The 15,422-nt window shown below is 58.0% G+C and carries 12 protein-coding genes and 1 pseudogene; 8 read left to right on the top strand and 5 right to left on the bottom strand.

What is annotated here, in order from left to right; all coding sequences use genetic code 11:
- Window positions 1-71: 71 nt before the first annotated feature.
- Complete coding sequence (locus tag IEW09_RS10765; RefSeq protein ID WP_188554125.1) at window positions 72-1,349, bottom strand: hypothetical protein; 1,278 nt, start codon at window positions 1,347-1,349, stop codon at window positions 72-74.
- Between the two features lie 69 nt (window positions 1,350-1,418).
- On the opposite strand from IEW09_RS10765, the gene IEW09_RS10760 reads away from it, so the two are divergent.
- Window positions 1,419-2,306, top strand: coding sequence for an aldo/keto reductase (locus tag IEW09_RS10760; RefSeq protein ID WP_229739238.1), 888 nt, complete (start codon window positions 1,419-1,421; stop codon window positions 2,304-2,306).
- A 70-nt stretch (window positions 2,307-2,376) separates the two neighbouring features.
- Here IEW09_RS10760 and IEW09_RS10755 read toward each other — a convergent pair whose 3' ends face one another.
- Entirely contained in the window at window positions 2,377-4,476 is a 2,100-nt protein-coding gene (locus tag IEW09_RS10755; protein ID WP_188554123.1) for a M13 family metallopeptidase, read from the bottom strand.
- A 171-nt stretch (window positions 4,477-4,647) separates the two neighbouring features.
- Here IEW09_RS10755 and IEW09_RS10750 point away from each other — a divergent pair, with 171 nt between their 5' ends.
- Window positions 4,648-6,267, top strand: coding sequence for a hypothetical protein (locus IEW09_RS10750; RefSeq protein ID WP_188554122.1), 1,620 nt, complete (start codon window positions 4,648-4,650; stop codon window positions 6,265-6,267).
- 65 nt (window positions 6,268-6,332) lie between these two features.
- Here the strand turns inward: IEW09_RS10750 and rpsT are convergent, their stop codons facing one another.
- Window positions 6,333-6,611, bottom strand: coding sequence for a 30S ribosomal protein S20 (rpsT, locus tag IEW09_RS10745; protein WP_188554121.1), 279 nt, complete (start codon window positions 6,609-6,611; stop codon window positions 6,333-6,335).
- Between the two features lie 464 nt (window positions 6,612-7,075).
- On the opposite strand from rpsT, the gene IEW09_RS10740 reads away from it, so the two are divergent.
- The 5 genes and pseudogenes from IEW09_RS10740 (at window position 7,076) to IEW09_RS10720 (ending at window position 11,754) form a co-directional block, all read left to right on the top strand.
- Complete coding sequence (locus IEW09_RS10740; RefSeq protein ID WP_229739237.1) at window positions 7,076-8,119, top strand: PhoH family protein; 1,044 nt, start codon at window positions 7,076-7,078, stop codon at window positions 8,117-8,119.
- A gap of 53 nt (window positions 8,120-8,172) precedes the next feature.
- Window positions 8,173-8,907: pseudogene (locus IEW09_RS10735) on the top strand (YoaK family protein); the annotation flags it as partial.
- Window positions 8,908-8,945: 38 nt separating this feature from the next.
- Entirely contained in the window at window positions 8,946-9,920 is a 975-nt protein-coding gene (locus IEW09_RS10730) for a glycoside hydrolase family 16 protein (RefSeq protein WP_229739236.1), read from the top strand.
- Window positions 9,917-10,384 carry an rRNA maturation RNase YbeY gene (gene ybeY, locus IEW09_RS10725; protein ID WP_188554119.1) on the top strand — a complete coding sequence of 156 codons (468 nt, stop codon included), beginning with the start codon at window positions 9,917-9,919 and terminating at the stop codon, window positions 10,382-10,384. The genes IEW09_RS10730 and ybeY overlap by 4 nt, the downstream gene beginning before the upstream one ends.
- Window positions 10,381-11,754 carry a hemolysin family protein gene (locus tag IEW09_RS10720; protein WP_188554118.1) on the top strand — a complete coding sequence of 458 codons (1,374 nt, stop codon included), beginning with the start codon at window positions 10,381-10,383 and terminating at the stop codon, window positions 11,752-11,754. The genes ybeY and IEW09_RS10720 overlap by 4 nt, the downstream gene beginning before the upstream one ends.
- Window positions 11,755-11,817: 63 nt before the next feature.
- On the opposite strand, the gene IEW09_RS10715 is transcribed toward IEW09_RS10720, so the two are convergent.
- Together IEW09_RS10715 and IEW09_RS10710 are read right to left on the bottom strand one after the other, a co-directional pair.
- Window positions 11,818-12,882, bottom strand: coding sequence for a rod shape-determining protein (locus tag IEW09_RS10715; protein WP_308420546.1), 1,065 nt, complete (start codon window positions 12,880-12,882; stop codon window positions 11,818-11,820).
- Between the two features lie 86 nt (window positions 12,883-12,968).
- A complete protein-coding gene (locus IEW09_RS10710) occupies window positions 12,969-14,150 on the bottom strand; it encodes an acyltransferase family protein (RefSeq protein WP_188554116.1) in 1,182 nt (393 codons plus the stop codon).
- Between the two features lie 137 nt (window positions 14,151-14,287).
- Between IEW09_RS10710 and ald the strand changes: the two genes are divergently transcribed.
- The gene (ald, locus tag IEW09_RS10705; RefSeq protein ID WP_188554426.1) at window positions 14,288-15,403 is read left to right on the top strand and encodes an alanine dehydrogenase; all 1,116 of its coding nucleotides are present in this window, start codon (window positions 14,288-14,290) and stop codon (window positions 15,401-15,403) included.
- The last annotated feature ends 19 nt before the right edge of the window (window positions 15,404-15,422 follow it).

The following is a 15,422-nucleotide window of genomic DNA, read 5'->3' as shown; positions in this document are numbered from 1 at the left end:
GAATTAAATAAGTGACTTATTTTCAGCTACTTGATTTTGCAGCTTTTAGATTTGGTCGAACCACTTCGCCACTACTCGGCCGAGACTGCAAGCACTTTGGGAGGGCCGGCTACGGCATCGGTCACTGTCGTTCCCAGCACAATCTGCAGGTTGGTATGCGAGTTCTTCGGTATCTGCTTTGCGATCGTTTGCATCAACTGAGGGTCGGAGAGAAATTCCCCAGCGGTCTCCGTCCCATAGGTATAAAGACCGCCGACGACGATTACGACATGCCCCGTCTCTGAGTTCCATATGCGGGAGATAAGCGCATAGTCCATCAGCACTGGGCCGCCTGCAGCTCCTTGATCGTCGGTCGACTTGTCCGTTGCCCAGCTCCAGGTTCGAAGCGATGGATTCTTGGCGTCTTTAATGTAGATAAGGTGCTTCTCCGCATCGAGCGCCAGGCTGTAGCGCAGTTGTTGCGTCAGCCTCAGGCTCCACTCGTTATTGAAGGCGCCGATGAGTACCACCGGCCCTTCTCGCAGGTCTGTGAAGGAGCTGGCCTCTTCCCGTCGGATCATGACTCTCTTGCCCTGCAACTGCAGGACGCCCAGAACTCGCGCCGTCGTCACCGCATCGGCAAAAGGAACGGTTGTCGACGAGGTCTTATGAATGATGGGGAGCGAAGAGGCTGTCTCTCCCGGAGTCGATGAGGGTGGTCCGTTGGGAACATCACCCACCGCCAAAAGAACTGCTCCCGGTGTCTCCACTACCGGTTTCCAAAATAGGGCCTGGGCGCTTTGTGGGCGAAACCACAGATACCCGAAGACCGCCACCAGCAAAACCACAGCCACGGTAGAAACGGTGTACCAGTTCTTCCAGCTTCGTTCTGTTGCGGCGCTGACGACCAGAGGTTCTTTCAATTCCAGTTCGGCGGCGGTAATGGTTGCCAGTCCGCCGACTCCATCCATCCCGGCGTCAGTCTCAGCTACGGCCCCTGCCGGTTCCGGAAGTTTGAACTGAGGGATATACGATCCCGGCACAAGACTCATGCGCAACTCGGAGCGATGCTTCTCCTCGCCGTAGTAGATTGCCAGCCGCTTGCGAAGCTCGCTGGCAGCCGTTCGCACGATATGGTCTTCGTTGGTGTCGTACGAAGGAGGCCGCCCAAAGACCTCCACCCCGATGGTCCGCTCCTTAATCTGGTCGGCGTCTCCACTCAGGGTCTTCTCTACGACATATCTCAGGAATTGAATGGAGCGTTTGCTGGATCGAAAGGCAGGGTCCTGAACGATCGACTCGAGTTGCTCACGAATTGCTTCTGGGTTCAATTTTTCGCCTGGACTTTCGGCAACCGCACTTCTGGGCATAAGCTGATGGTAAGAATTTTACTAGCACCCGCTCACCCCCTAACCGCAAAGATAAACAGGAGCTGTTCTGTGAACAAAGACCAATCTCTCTCCGTTGCAGCCGCGGGTACGTTTACCATCGGCGGCGATCTTACTGTCAATCGGCTCGGATACGGAGCCATGCGTATCACGGGCGCTGGAATATGGGGCCCGCCTGTCGATAAGGCTGCGTGCCTTGCCACTCTGCGCCGAACGACCGAGCTTGGCATCAATGTGATCGACACGGCCGATTCCTACGGCCCGGGAACCTCCGAAGAGCTGATCGCCGAAGCGCTCTATCCCTACCCCAAAGGTCTCGTGATTGCCACCAAGGGCGGCTGGCAGCGTCCCGGCCCTAATCAGTGGACACACAATGCAAGCCCCAAACATCTGACGGAAGCGCTTGAGGGCAGCCTGAAGCGCCTGCGGCTGGAGCGCATCGATATTCACCAGCTCCACGCTCCCGATAACGCGGTTTCCTTCGAGGCTTCGGTGGAGACGCTGGCAAAGCTGCGCGAGCAAGGAAAGATTCGCCACGTCGGCCTCTCGAACGTTACCCGCGAACACATCGAACGTGCGCGTAAGATCGTTCCGATTGTCTCGGTGCAGAACCGCTTCAGCTTTGCTGACCGCGAGTACGACTATGTCGTCGACTATTGCGAACAGCATGGCATCGCATTCTTTCCCTGGGCTCCGCTCGGCCACGCAAAGGAAGCGCATGAGGTCATAAAAGAAGTGGCAGGCGAACTCGACGCGACTCCGCTACAGGTCGCGCTGGCGTGGCTGCTCAAACGCTCGCCGGTCACTCTGCCGATTCCGGGAACGTCTTCGGTCAAGCATCTGGAAGAGAATGTCGCTGCCGCTGATCTTAAGCTGCCGCAGGCGCTCTATGACAAACTGTCGGCTGTCAGTCATCGGCCCATGAGTCTGCGCGGTTAGGACGATCAACGGTTTACGCAGAAAGGGCATCGCGACGCGATGCCCTTTCTGCAACGGATACAGCTCGTTGTTACCAGACGCGGCAACTGTTGACCGGAACCATGGGCGTACCCTTCTTGCAGCCGAAGGCTTCGGCGAAGCCGGGTTGGTTGACGATAGCTCCATTGGCACGGAAGTGATCGGGCGAGTGCGGATCGCTGAGCACCTGGGCGCGAACGCTCTCGGGGCGCGAGTTCTCACACCAGTTCTGCGCGAAGGCGATGTAGAAGCGTTGAGGTGAGGTGTATCCGTCTTTCTTCGCTTCGAGGTCGATGCCTTCCTTCTTGGCGCGTTCGAGGTAGGCCATGTACGCCAGCACCAGACCGCCATTGTCTGCGGTGTTTTCGCCGAGCGTGAGCTTGCCGTTGATCTTCACATCATCGACCGCGGTGAAGCCGCCGTATTCATTGACGAGGCAGTCGGTGCGCGTCTCGAAGTTCTTCGCATCTTCAGCAGTCCACCAGTCGGTGAGGTTACCCTTGCCGTCGAACTTGCGTCCCTGATCGTCGAAGCCGTGGGTAAGCTCGTGGCCAATGACGGCACCGATGTGGCCGTAGTTGACGGCATCGTCCTCCTTCGGATCGTAGAAGGCGGGCTGCAGAATGCCTGCGGGAAAGTTGATGTTGTTCATGCTGGGATCGTAGTAGGCGTTCACCGTGGGCGGCGTCATCTGCCACTCGTTGAGATCGACGGGCTGGCCGATCTTGTTGAGCTGGCGGTCGTTTTCAAATGCGATTGCGCGCTGCGAGTTGCCAAGAGCATCGTCGGGTTTGACTTCGAGCTTGCTGTAGTCGCGCCACTTCTCCGGATAGCCGATCTTATTGGCTACAAGTTGCAGCTTCTGCTTGGCGCGAGTCTTGGTCGCAGGAGACATCCATGTGAGCTGGTCGATGTCCTTATCCATGGCGGCCTCGATGTCGTGAACCATCTGAAGGGTGCGGGCTTTGCTGTCGCCGGCAAAGTAGTGCTGGACGTAGACCTTGCCCAGCGCCTCGCCGAGTGCGCCGTCGACTGAGTTCGAGCAGCGTTTCCAGCGAGGAGCCTGCTCGGGCTGACCTCGCAGCTTGCGTCCGTAGAAGTCGAAGTTCTCCTGATCGAACTGGTTGGGGAGGCGTCCAGCAAACGCGGTCAGCAGGTGATAGCGCATGTAGGCCTTGAGCGTCTCAAGGTCAGTGGACCGAATCTCCTGCATAAGAACAGGGAAGAACTGCGGCGTAGCATTGTTGATCTCGCTGACGTGCGGAGAGTGAATGGCATCTTCAAACGAGCCGAAGTTGACGCCGGGAAGATTGGCCTCGAAGGTTGCAATCGGCTGAAGGTGATAGGTCTTCTCCGGATCGCGCATATCGGTGACGCTCAGGGACCCTTTGGCCAGCGCAGTCTCAAACGCCATGATGGACGCAGCATCTTTCTGCGCCTGCTCCGGCGTACTGCCTGCCAAAGTCAGCATCTTTGCGACGTGGGCAACGTACTGCTGACGAATGGTCTCGTCCTTCGCGCCAGTGCGGAGATAGTAGTCCTTTTCAGGCAGGCCGAGGCCGTCCTGCTGAATAAATGCGATTTGCTTGGTGGCGTCCTTGAGGTCCTGCTGCTCGCCATAGCCGAAGAATGCATCTACGCCGATGCGCTGCAACTTGCCGATCAGCGCAGGAAGTTCTCGCTTGCTGGTGATGGCATCGATCTCGTTCAGCAGAGGCTCGATCGGCTCAAGCTTCTTGGCGTCGATTGCATCGGTATCCATGCAGGCTTTGTAGTAGTCGCCGATCTTCTGCTCTTCGGGCGAGCGCGATGCTCCACCCTCCGCAGTCTTGGTGAGGATCTCGTTCAGCCGCTGCGTGTTGACATTGAAGAGAGCGTAGAAGTTATCGACGCCATCCTGATCGGGTGGAATGGGATGGTCGGCCGCGAACTTGCCGCAAGCGAACTTGTAGAAGTCGTCGCAGGGGTTGACCGAGGTATCGATGGAAGAGGTATCAAAGGCAGGGATGGGCAAATAGACCTTGGTCGGCTGGCTGCTTGCCGGGGCTGGCGTTGGTGTCTGTGCCGTAGCCCATGAACCTGCCGCGACGATGGCGGCAGTTGCTACAAAGGCTGTCTTGCGTACAAATCCTATCTTCCATCCTTGCAACATGCAGTTTTTCCTCCAGGCCTCAATGCCTCAACGTTGTTCAGTCTTTGTATCATCAGCACGTGCGAAACCACCATAAATTCGGCTGCGGAAGGCAGACCTTGGCGGCTCGGATGCGTCTGTGAAAGAGTAGACCTACGCGCGCTGTATGAAGATGGATACGCGGACTCTGCCATGCCGGTTCCCGTCAGGACTTACGCGACTTTACGGCTCAGCCAGCTTTTATGGCTGGCTCTTCTGGTCTTGCTGACCGCGCCGCCGCTGTTTGCCGGCGGCAGCGGGCCTGCAGTTCGTATCCCCTTGGATTCACTCGGCTTCGAGCCGCAATCGCCGCAGTTTTTGGCTGCGGGCAGCTCTATGCTGACCGTGAACTATGTGGACAGCAATCACCTGCTGTTTACCTTTGGCGTTCACCGGTTGATGGAGCGCATCCCCAACGATCCTCCAGACGACGAAGACCGCACGGTCGAGGCAGTGCTGGTGGAGTTGCCCTCGGGCCACGTGCTGGCGCGGACGGATTGGCGTCTTCACGATAACGGCCAGTATCTGTGGAGCCTGGGACATGGGCGGTTTCTGCTGCGTACTCACGATACGTTGACGACGTTTGCGCCGATGGCGAACCTGACCTCGGGACAGCCCTTTCGGCAGCGGGACTTTCTGACGACAGATCGACGGATTGGCGTGGTGCTGCTCTCGCCGGAGTCCGACCTAATGATCGTTGAGTCAGTAGAACGGACGCCGCCAGCACCTGCCGCTCCGGCATCGCTGTTCGGACCCGATCCGAAACCGGCTCCCGAGCCTCTGGGAAAGCCCGGGGATCCTGATCCGGTGGCGTTGAATTTCTATCGCTTGGCGTTGCCGGATACGGGCGACGTGGTGGAAGCCACACTGGCAGGTATAGCCCATGCTGCTCACTTTGGCGGCGTTGCTGCGATGGGGGCCGGACATATCGCTATAGTCGACGAGGGACGGCAGGAGTGGGGCTTCGATTTTCACCCTTTCAACGGCAAAGTCAAGGAGCTGGCGCCGTTTGCTTCGACTTGCAATCCGATGCCGCGGTTCGTCAGCAGCAGCGAGTTTGTCGCGTTCGGCTGCCATACCGGCGATTTGCCGCAGGTAATTGGCGGGTTCAATCTGCGCGGCGAAGAGATGTGGGAGCAGAACCTCTTTGGCGACTATGTGGCGACGTTTATGACCTTCGCTCCGACGAGCGGGCGGTTTGCCCTGGGGCGCGTGATGGGCGAAGCGGCCAGCGATAACCTGGATCAGGGAGCGGGACTCACCGGACAGAGCGTCGTCGTCTACCAGATGGATAGCGGCAAGCAGATTCTGCATGTCGATTGCTCTCCGGTAGTGCGCGCCGGGCAAAACTTTGCTCTGTCGCCAGATGGCATGAGCCTGGCGGCCATACGAGAGAATTCGGTTGAGATCTTTCCCCTGCCCCCGCTTAGCAAGAAAGATCAGTCTGACCTGAAAGAGGCGCGGGCGATGATTCCGCAGGGAAGTGAGCTGCCGATCGAATTTGCCGGGCCAACGCCTGCGCCTGCTCCAGCGAGTCCGGCTTCGGCTGAAACTGCTTCGGCAGTCAAAGCGACCTCGCCTGCGACACAAAGTGCGGCGACTGCTCCGGTGGCTCCTCCGTCGTTGTCTCCACCTCCACCAACTCAACCGGCGGCAGCGGTCACAACTACGGCTGTCGGGGATGCCGCTCCAGAGCAACACCGCAAACGGCCAACACTGTATACGTTGCCAGGAGAGACCCCGCCGGGCAACGATGGAGACGGGCCAAAGTAGAAAGGGCTGGCACCGGTCGATCCCGGAAGCCAGCCCCTCTGACGATCTCTTGTAGATAGAAAGGTTTATGCAGCCTTGTTGGTCGCCACGGCCTTGACGCGGGCGTTGAGGCGGCTCTTGTAGCGGTTGGCGGTGTTCTTGTGCAGAACGCCCTTCTGGACGCTCTTGTCGAGCACCGACACGGTCGAGCGGTAGACTTCACCGAGCGTCTTGGCGTCGCCGGCGGCGATGGCCTCACGCAGGGTGCGCAGGGTGCCGCGCAGCTTGCTCTTGTTGGCGCGGTTGACCGCGGTCTTGGTTTCGGTCTGACGTGCGCGCTTCAACGAGGAAACATGATTTGCCATTACTGAACTCTTTTCTCTAACCCGTCATCTGTCGGGAGATTTTTAGGATGCAGGCCGGAGGCTGGCTATAGACACAGCCCGACCCATCCCCTGCAATCTCTAAGTTTACGGAACTTGGGCAGGATGGTCAAGAATTGTCTGGTGGGGCAGCAAATCGACGGGAACCCTACTTTTCCTGTTTTCTATCGACTCGCTCTGGTGCAATGGAACACCCTAAAAAGTAAGACGTTGAGTTGAATAGATGGTTCCTGATGTTAGTCAATTCATCATTTGCCACTTGACGCGATCCGCGTCGCGTTCTAGTCTGTGCCCATCTTCGGCACACGATTGGCAACTTCAGCCATCCCGGTCGTAGCACCCAGAGAATTCACCTTCCGTGTTGCGTGCCTTTTTCGCTCCCACAACCAATCCAAAACCAAAGCATCCAATAACCAAGCATTCCCTGACGGAGGTCAGCGCCCTCATTGATGAAAAAATCCCTGGAAATCACTCCCGGCATTGAGCCCCTGTACGGGACCCACGACGAAAACCTCAAGCTGCTCGAAGATGGTCTTCATGTCACGATTGACCTTCGTTCCGACGCTATCCAGGTGACCGGAGACGCCGCCAGTATCGACCGGGTCGAACGTGTTTTCACGGATTTTGATTCTCTCCGTAAATCAGGTGTCAATCTCTCCAACGGCGAGCTCAACGGTATGTTAAGGCTCGTGGTGGCCGATCCTTCAATTACGCTGCGCTCGCTGGTCGACTCCGGCAAGCAGCGCTCCGCCGGGGTAAAGCGCATGGTGCAGCCGCGCTCGCCCAATCAACGAAAGTACATCGAGGCCATCGAGCAAAGCGACATGGTCTTCGGACTGGGACCTGCCGGTACGGGCAAAACTTATCTGGCAGTTGCGATGGCCGCTTCGGCGCTGATGTCGAAGAAAGTCAGCCGCATCATTCTTGTTCGTCCTGCGGTCGAAGCTGGCGAGCGATTGGGCTTTCTGCCCGGATCGTTGCAGGAGAAGGTCGACCCTTACCTGCGCCCGCTCTACGACGCGCTCTACGATCTGCTCGATCCCATGAAGGTCGACAAGATGCTGGAGACCAATGTCATCGAGGTGGCTCCGCTGGCGTTTATGCGCGGCCGCACTCTCAATGACGCTTTCATCATCATGGATGAGGCACAGAACACGACCATGGAACAGATGAAGATGTTCCTCACGCGCATGGGCAACAACTCGAAGGCCGTCATTACCGGCGACCTGACGCAGACTGACCTGCCCAATCCAAAGAAATCGGGACTGCTTGAAGCGCTGAATGTTCTAGACGGCGTGGAAGGCATCCGCTTCTGCCACTTTGAGGATGTAGACGTCGTGCGCCACCAGCTCGTGCAGCGCATTGTTCGTGCTTACGACAGCTATGGACGCGCGCAACAGCAACTTCCGCTGCCCATTGGCGATGGCGTTTTGCCTGATGCCAACCTCACCGCCATTGAACCTGCGCAGCCTGTTGCCAAGCCACAGTGAGGAAACCATCGTGAGTGGGATTTATATCGGCATGCGAAGATAATTGTGCACGCATGCCGATCCAATATCTGCGCAGTTTGACGGGAAAAGAACGTAGCCAGCGCGCTAACCGCCATCTCGCCCTCGTTCTGGCTTTTGTCGCCGGAGCCACGGATGCGGGAGGCTATCTCGCCGTCAGGCATTACAGCTCGCACATGTCGGGAGTCGTTTCGTCGATGGCAGGCAACCTTGCCATGGGCGATGTGGGGTTGTGGCTGTCCGGCTTTAGCGCTCTATTGGCATTTTTGATCGGCGCTGCCTGCACTGCCATCCTCGTCAACTGGGGGCGGCGGCGAAATCTGCGCAGCGAATATACACTCCCCCTGCTCGTAGAGGCCGCTCTCCTGATCTCTTTCTGTTGCATCGGAAGGTCTCTGGAACATCCGAAATGGGTATTGGTGTCGATGATTACGCTTCTGCTCTGTTTCACTATGGGGCTACAAAATGCAATCATCACTAAGATTTCGCATGCAGAGATTCGCACAACGCACATGACCGGTATCGTGACTGATATCGGCATCGAATTGGGAAAGCTCTTTTACTGGAACGGCTTCAAAGGTAATCCGCAAACACCAAAGGTACTGGCTGACCGGCAGAAGCTGCGGCTGTTACTGTCGTTGATTGGGCTGTTCTTTTTTGGTGGCCTGTCGGGAGCGCTGAGCTTTCGGCATGTGGGATTTCTGTTCTTTCTGCCCTTGGCTTTTTCGCTGCTCATCCTAGTTGGGGTTCCCACAGTGGACGATCTTCGCAAAGCCCACTGAGCATTTTTGCAATTGAGCGCTGACAGATGCGATACCATCAACAGCAGAGACTATCGCCAGCCTTGCTGGTTCCTTTTTCTGCGATGATCGACATCGAACCCCCAAGTAGACTCTCCATCTCCGCTGCCGCGCCCTCGAAGCGGAAGTCCGGCTCGAAGCAATTCCTGCGCCTCGTTTTTTTGAGCTGTGTGATTCTGCTGTTTGCAAGTGCTGGACTGACGCAGTCAGCCTCTTCTGTCTCTCCCCAATGGAAGCTCACATGGAGCGACGAGTTCAACGGCTCGAAGGGCTCGGCTCCCGATCCGGCGAAGTGGTCGTTCGACATCGGCGGAAAAAACCCAAATAACGAACTGGAGAGTTACACTAGCCGTCCGGCAAATGTGCAGCAGAAGAACGGCGACCTCATCATTACTGCGCGAAAAGAGAACTATACCGGGGATGACGGCGTTGCGCGTCAATACACTTCGGCCCGTATTCGGACGAAGGGCCTGTTCTCGCAGGCATATGGGCGCTTTGAGGCTCGCATTAAGCTGCCGCTGGGCAAAGGCATCTGGCCTGCCTTCTGGATGCTGGGCGATGACATCGATTCGGTCGGTTGGCCGAAGTGTGGCGAGATCGACATCTTCGAGAACATCGGCGAGCCTTCCATCAGCTACAGCACGCTGCATGGGCCGGGCTACAGTGGCTCACACGGCATCTCGAAAAAATACTTTCTGCCTGCGGGAGAGGCCGTCAATACCGGCTTCCATCTTTACGCGGTAGAGTGGGCACCGAACGATATCAAGTTCTTCCTCGATGACAAGCTCGTCGCCGAGCGTACGCCGGCCGATCTGCCGCCGGGAACGAAGTGGGTCTACGACCATCCATTCTTCATTATTTTGAACGTCGCTGTGGGTGGCGCGTGGCCGGGAAATCCCGACGCGACGACGAAGTTTCCGCAGAAGATGCTAGTCGACTACGTTCGCGTCTACACACGTTCCGGGGAGAGTCAGGCGCGATGATCAACATCGACCATCCCGAGGCCTCTGAGCTTTCAAAATCGGGCTTGACGCGCTTTCTCAACCGCGCTCGCGAGGCAGTTGGCCTGCGTGGCGACGTCGATGTTCTGCTGGCCGACGATGCGACGCTGCGCAGTCTGAACAAGACCTTTCGCCATAAGAACAAGGCCACCGATGTGCTGAGCTTTCCCGCGGCCGAAAATCCCTATGGCCATGCAGGCGATCTGGCGATCTCACTCGATACCGCTGCTCGTCAGGCTGCGGCCTTTGGCCATACATTGTGCGACGAGGTCCGTATTCTGCTGCTGCATGGGCTACTGCATCTCTCGGGGTTAGACCATGAGACAGACAACGGTGAGATGGCCTCACGCGAAGCCGAGCTTCGACGTAAGCTGCGGTTGCCCGTCACGTTGATTGGGCGCGTGTCTTCGGCAAAATCTGGCACAAAACGCAGGAGGAGAGCATGACTCCTCTTTACTTCCTCATCTTTGCCGTGCTGCTGGTCATCCTGACGCTCGCCGCGTATGTTGACCGCGTCTACTCGGAGATGGGCAAGTTCCTTGCCCGGGAGTATCAGGACAACATCGACATATGGGAGCAGTTCGTCGAGCCGAAGCTGGGGCTGGGACGCGAGTCGGTCGCGCTGTCGGCTTCGGTCCTGCGCCAGCTCAGTGTGGCTGCGATTGCGCTGCTGATGGGGCTGCGGCTCTATACCACTACGCCTCTGCGGCCAACGCTTGCGCGCAGCCCCAGCGGCTCTGAGATTGCTCTCGCGGTCTTCGAGATCATCCTGCTTATCCTTATCTTCGACCGTCTCGTGCCGCAGATCCTCTTTACCCGCACGCGCGGCGTGTGGATCGCGCGTATCCGATATCTGCTGCAGGCGCTTTTTTATCTCATTTTGCCGGTCACACTTCTGTTGGGACTGCTGCTCTCGATTGCGGCGCTCGCCGAGCCGGAGGACGCTCAGGAAGAGGAGCATCCATCGGAGGCGATGGAGGCGCTGCTCGAAGCTGGTGAGGAAGAGGGCATCCTCGAAGAGTCCGACCGCGATCTGGTGCGCTCCGTAGTCGAGTTCGGAGACAAGGTGGTGCATGAGGTCATGACACCGCGGCCTGAGGTCTTTGCCGTCCCTGGCAGCATGAGCCTCCAACGCTTTACTGAAGAGATTGCGAAGCACGTCTTCTCTCGCGTTCCGGTTTACTCCAACTCGCTCGATAACATCACAGGCATCATCTTCGCGCACGACCTGCTGCAGATTGCCGACAGCGAGGCGAGCGCACGCAGCGTAGCCCAGTTACAGCGTCCGGCGGCCTTTGTGCCGGAGACGAAGAGGGTTGCCGAGCTGCTGCGCGAGATGCAGCGTGAGAAGCAGCATATGAGCATCGTCATCGACGAGTACGGCGGGGTCGCAGGGCTGGTCACGATCGAAGACCTGATCGAAGCTATCGTGGGTGACATCGCCGACGAGCACGATACCGCCGAGGACGACGATACTCCAGTCCGCGAAGAGGGGGGCTCCTATATTGTCTCGGGCAGCTTCGAGATCTCGCGGCTGCGCGACCTCTTTGCCGAAGATCTGAGTGAATCGACGCGGCCTGCCGAAGATATTGAATCCGCAGACGCGGAGGACAAGGGAGAGGCCCCCGAGCTGCACTTGCCGGAGCACTATGAATCCACAACGGTGGGTGGCCTGGTCTCGGAGATGGCAGGCCACATTCCACTGCCGGGCGAGGTGGTCGAAGAAGACGGCCTGCGGCTGGAGGTTCTTGCCAGTACTGACCGCCGCATCGACCGCATCCGCGTCAGCCTGACGCATCCGCCAGCGACGGCTTAAAGCCTAAGCCAGCAAAAAAGCGGAGGCAGGGAATAATCTCTGCCTCCGCTTTTCAGTAGGGAATTAGTCGATTGAGATCTTACGCAGCAGTTTGAAGTCGGAGAGCATCTTTCCGGTTCCAAGCACAACCGAAGCCAGCGGATCGTCTGCAATCGAGACAGGCAGGCCCGTCTCTTCGCGGATGCGCTTGTCGAGATTCTTAATCAGCGCGCCGCCGCCGGTCAGCACGATACCGCGGTCGGAGATATCGGCAGAGAGCTCAGGAGGGGTCCGTTCCAACGCCACGCGAATGGCGTTGATAATAGTCGAGATCGACTCGCTGAGTGCCTCGCGAATCTCGGAGTCCTCAATCGTGATCGTCTTGGGCACGCCTTCGATGAGGTTGCGCCCCTTGACCTCCATCTCAATCGGCTTGTCCAGCGGAAACGCCGAGCCCAGCGAGATCTTGATCTGCTCGGCGGTACGTTCACCGATCAGCAGGTTGTACTTGCGCTTGAGGTAGGTCATGACCGCTTCGTCCATCTGGTTGCCGGCCATGCGTACCGAGCGCGAGTAGACGATGCCCGCCAGCGAGATCACTGCGATGTCCGTCGTCCCGCCGCCGATGTCGACGACCATGTTTCCGCCCGGCTCCGTAATGGGAAGACCAGCGCCGATCGCGGCGACCATGGCCTGTTCCACCAGATGAACCTCGCTGGCCTTGGCGCGATAGGCCGAGTCCATAACGGCGCGCTTTTCCACCTGCGTAATCTCGCTGGGGACGCCGATGACGATGCGCGGATGCACCATCATCTTGCGGTTGTGCGCCTTCTGGATAAAGTAGTTCAGCATCTTTTCCGTATGGCGGAAGTCGGCGATCACGCCGTCTTTCATCGGCTTGATCGCGACGATGTTGCCGGGTGTGCGGCCCAGCATCTCCTTGGCTTCCTTACCAACGGCCTCGACTTCATTGGTGATTTTGTTGACCGCGATGATCGATGGCTCGTTGACGATAATGCCCTTGCCGTGGGCAAAAACCAGCGTATTTGCGGTGCCGAGGTCGATGGCCAGGTCGCTCGAAAAGAGGCTGAAGAGAGACCGCATATTGTGTATGCGCGAATATCGCATCTGAAAGCTGTTTGAAGACATAGATTTTCGGAGTTCGTTTCCTGAAAAGAGACTATCAGTAGTGTAATCCACCGTGTTAGAGCAATCGGCGGAAGTGTAGACGGGCTTTAGGTGGTTGAGGCCTGCTTGTTCCGATTTGGTTTTTTCGCCAGTCCCATTTTGATCTCGATCCAGCGGCGAATGCTGTCGGTGCGGAACTCGGTTGCCGCCGCCACCAGGTTGGCATAGATCAGCGTGACTGCGAGGACAGCCAGCCCCTTCAGGATATGCGGTCCATCGGGCACCCAACGCTGGTTGCCCAAAAATACGGCTGTCAGGAACAGGACAAAGGGGACGTGCACGACATAGAGCGTGTAAGAGGACCGGGCCAGGGCACGGGAGACTCTGGCGAACAACGTGTCCGGGTGAGCACGCCCTGTCGCCGAGAGCAGGACCCAGAGAAAGACGAATGTGGCGACACCAAACAGGTAGTCCGATAGCAGGTTCGGGATGCCATGTGCCTTGGCGAAGAGAAACGCCAAGGGAGAGTAAAGGACTGCCGTAATGATGCGGGTACGCATGCTGAGACGAGGCGCACGAAGCAGTGCAAGTACGGTTCCGGCCAGCCACACAGGAAAGAGCAGAAGAATGCCGTGGCGTACGAACCAGGCAATTGCCAGAAATAGCACTCCCGAGAGAATCCGCTGCGGTAGCGCGGTCTGCCGCCGCAACGTGATCAGTCCCAGGGGAAAGAGCAGGTAATACCAGAACTCGTTGGCCAGAGACCATAGCGGGCCGTTCGATCCGAACACAGGAACCAGCAGGGACTGGAGAAAGAACAGGTTGCCGAAGAAGGCACGTGTCGTCAGCGAGCGGTGAATGTCGCCCGTAAGGTGATTGGCAACCAGTCCCTGATAAAGATCGGGTGCCATGTGCAGATGAATGCCAAGGTTGTCCCAGAGTGTGCATAGCAGCAGACCGGGGATCAGAACGACCCACAGACGTACAAGGCGATGGGTCAGATATCCGCGCCAGCTCCACTGGTTTCGCTCGAACATGCGGAAGACACTGCCGCTGATCAGATACCCGCTCAGCACGAAAAAGATGACGACTGCCTGATGCCCTGCAGCGCTCAGCGCATACGGCAAAAGCAGCAGTGTCTTGTGTGCGGTCAACTGCGGATAATCGCGGAACAGGAGGTTGCGCCAATGCTCCAGCAGGACAAGCAACGCAGCGATTCCGCGGAGCAGATCGAGAAGGACAGAGGCAGTCGTGTCCTTGAACGCGAGTTTTTCGGTAGTGGCAATCATGCGGGGAGTTAAGGATGCCTCTATCCAGTGTACGGGAATCGGTAGATAGGTGGTGCGACACCGGGCTTTAGTGCATCCAACACAGTGAAAAGTTAGTTAAAGGTTGTTCATCGAACGAAGATATATTGAGAGGCAATATGATCGTCGGCGTTCCCAAAGAGGTCAAGGATCACGAGAGCCGTGTGGGTGTCACGCCTGCCGGCGTGAAGGCGCTGGTCGAGGCTGGCCACGAAGTGCTGGTTGAGCATGACGCCGGTGCGCTCTCCGCGATGCCCGATGACGAGTACCAGTCTGCAGGGGCGGAGATCGTCGGCTCTGCACACGACGTGTGGCGACTCGCCGAGATGATCGTCAAGGTCAAGGAGCCTGTCGAAAAGGAGTATCGCCACTTCCGCGAGGGGCTTGTCTTATTCACTTACCTTCACCTCGCGCCAGTTCCCGTTCTTACCGAAGCGCTGCTGAACAGCGAAGTCATCGGTATTGCTTATGAAACTGTGCGCGACCGCACCGGAGGTCTCCCCCTGCTTACGCCTATGAGCGAGGTGGCCGGGCGCATGAGCATACAGGTCGGGGCAGCCTATCTTGAAAAGGAGCATGGCGGTCGGGGTGTTCTGCTGGGCGGAGTCCCCGGTGTCGCTCCCGGCAACGTCTGCATCATCGGCGGCGGCATCGTCGGAACTAACGCGGCCAAGATTGCGCTCGGCATGGGCGCAAAGGTTACGCTGATCGACCTGAACCTGAATCGCCTGCGCGAACTGGACGATATATTCAACGGCCGTGTCTTTACCGTGGCTTCCAACAGTTACAACATCGAGCGCGCCGTCTGTGAGGCCGACCTGGTCATCGGAGGTGTTCTCATTCCGGGCGCGGCAGCGCCCAAGATCGTCACCCGGACGATGGTTGAGCGAATGAAGAAGGGCGCGGTGATCGTCGATGTGGCCATCGACCAGGGCGGTTGCATCGCGACCGCGCACCCCACCACACACAGCGATCCGTCTTACGAGGTCAATGGTGTCGTCCACTATTGCGTCACCAATATGCCGGCGGCGGTGCCGAATACCTCAACCCTTGCGCTTACCAATGCGACCTTTCCCTACGTATTAAAGCTGGCTCGCCTGGGAGCCAGGGCCGCTATCGGCGAAGATAAGGGAATTGCGGAGGGGGTCAACACCTACAACGGTGTGCTTACCTACGCTGCGGTCGCGACTGCCCAGGGACGTGACTGGCAGCCCGTCATTAACCTGGTGAACTGAAGCATACGCAGAAAGCGGG

Source organism: Edaphobacter dinghuensis (assembly GCF_014640335.1).
GTDB classification, from domain to species: domain Bacteria; phylum Acidobacteriota; class Terriglobia; order Terriglobales; family Acidobacteriaceae; genus Edaphobacter; species Edaphobacter dinghuensis.
This window is presented reverse-complemented; position numbering and strand designations above follow the sequence as displayed.

Bases quoted from the DNA above. Each gene is read 5' to 3' on its own strand.
- IEW09_RS10765 (WP_188554125.1), bottom strand. From the start codon at position 1,349: ATGCCCAGAAGTGCGGTTGCCGAAAGTCCAGGCGAAAAATTGAACCCA.
- IEW09_RS10755 (WP_188554123.1), bottom strand. From the start codon at position 4,476: ATGTTGCAAGGATGGAAGATAGGATTTGTACGCAAGACAGCCTTTGTA.
- IEW09_RS10750 (WP_188554122.1), top strand. From the start codon at position 4,648: ATGCCGGTTCCCGTCAGGACTTACGCGACTTTACGGCTCAGCCAGCTT.
- rpsT (WP_188554121.1), bottom strand. From the start codon at position 6,611: ATGGCAAATCATGTTTCCTCGTTGAAGCGCGCACGTCAGACCGAAACC.
- IEW09_RS10730 (WP_229739236.1), top strand. From the start codon at position 8,946: ATGCGATACCATCAACAGCAGAGACTATCGCCAGCCTTGCTGGTTCCT.
- ybeY (WP_188554119.1), top strand. From the start codon at position 9,917: ATGATCAACATCGACCATCCCGAGGCCTCTGAGCTTTCAAAATCGGGC.
- IEW09_RS10720 (WP_188554118.1), top strand. From the start codon at position 10,381: ATGACTCCTCTTTACTTCCTCATCTTTGCCGTGCTGCTGGTCATCCTG.
- IEW09_RS10715 (WP_308420546.1), bottom strand. From the start codon at position 12,882: ATGTCTTCAAACAGCTTTCAGATGCGATATTCGCGCATACACAATATG.
- IEW09_RS10710 (WP_188554116.1), bottom strand. From the start codon at position 14,150: ATGATTGCCACTACCGAAAAACTCGCGTTCAAGGACACGACTGCCTCT.
- ald (WP_188554426.1), top strand. From the start codon at position 14,288: ATGATCGTCGGCGTTCCCAAAGAGGTCAAGGATCACGAGAGCCGTGTG.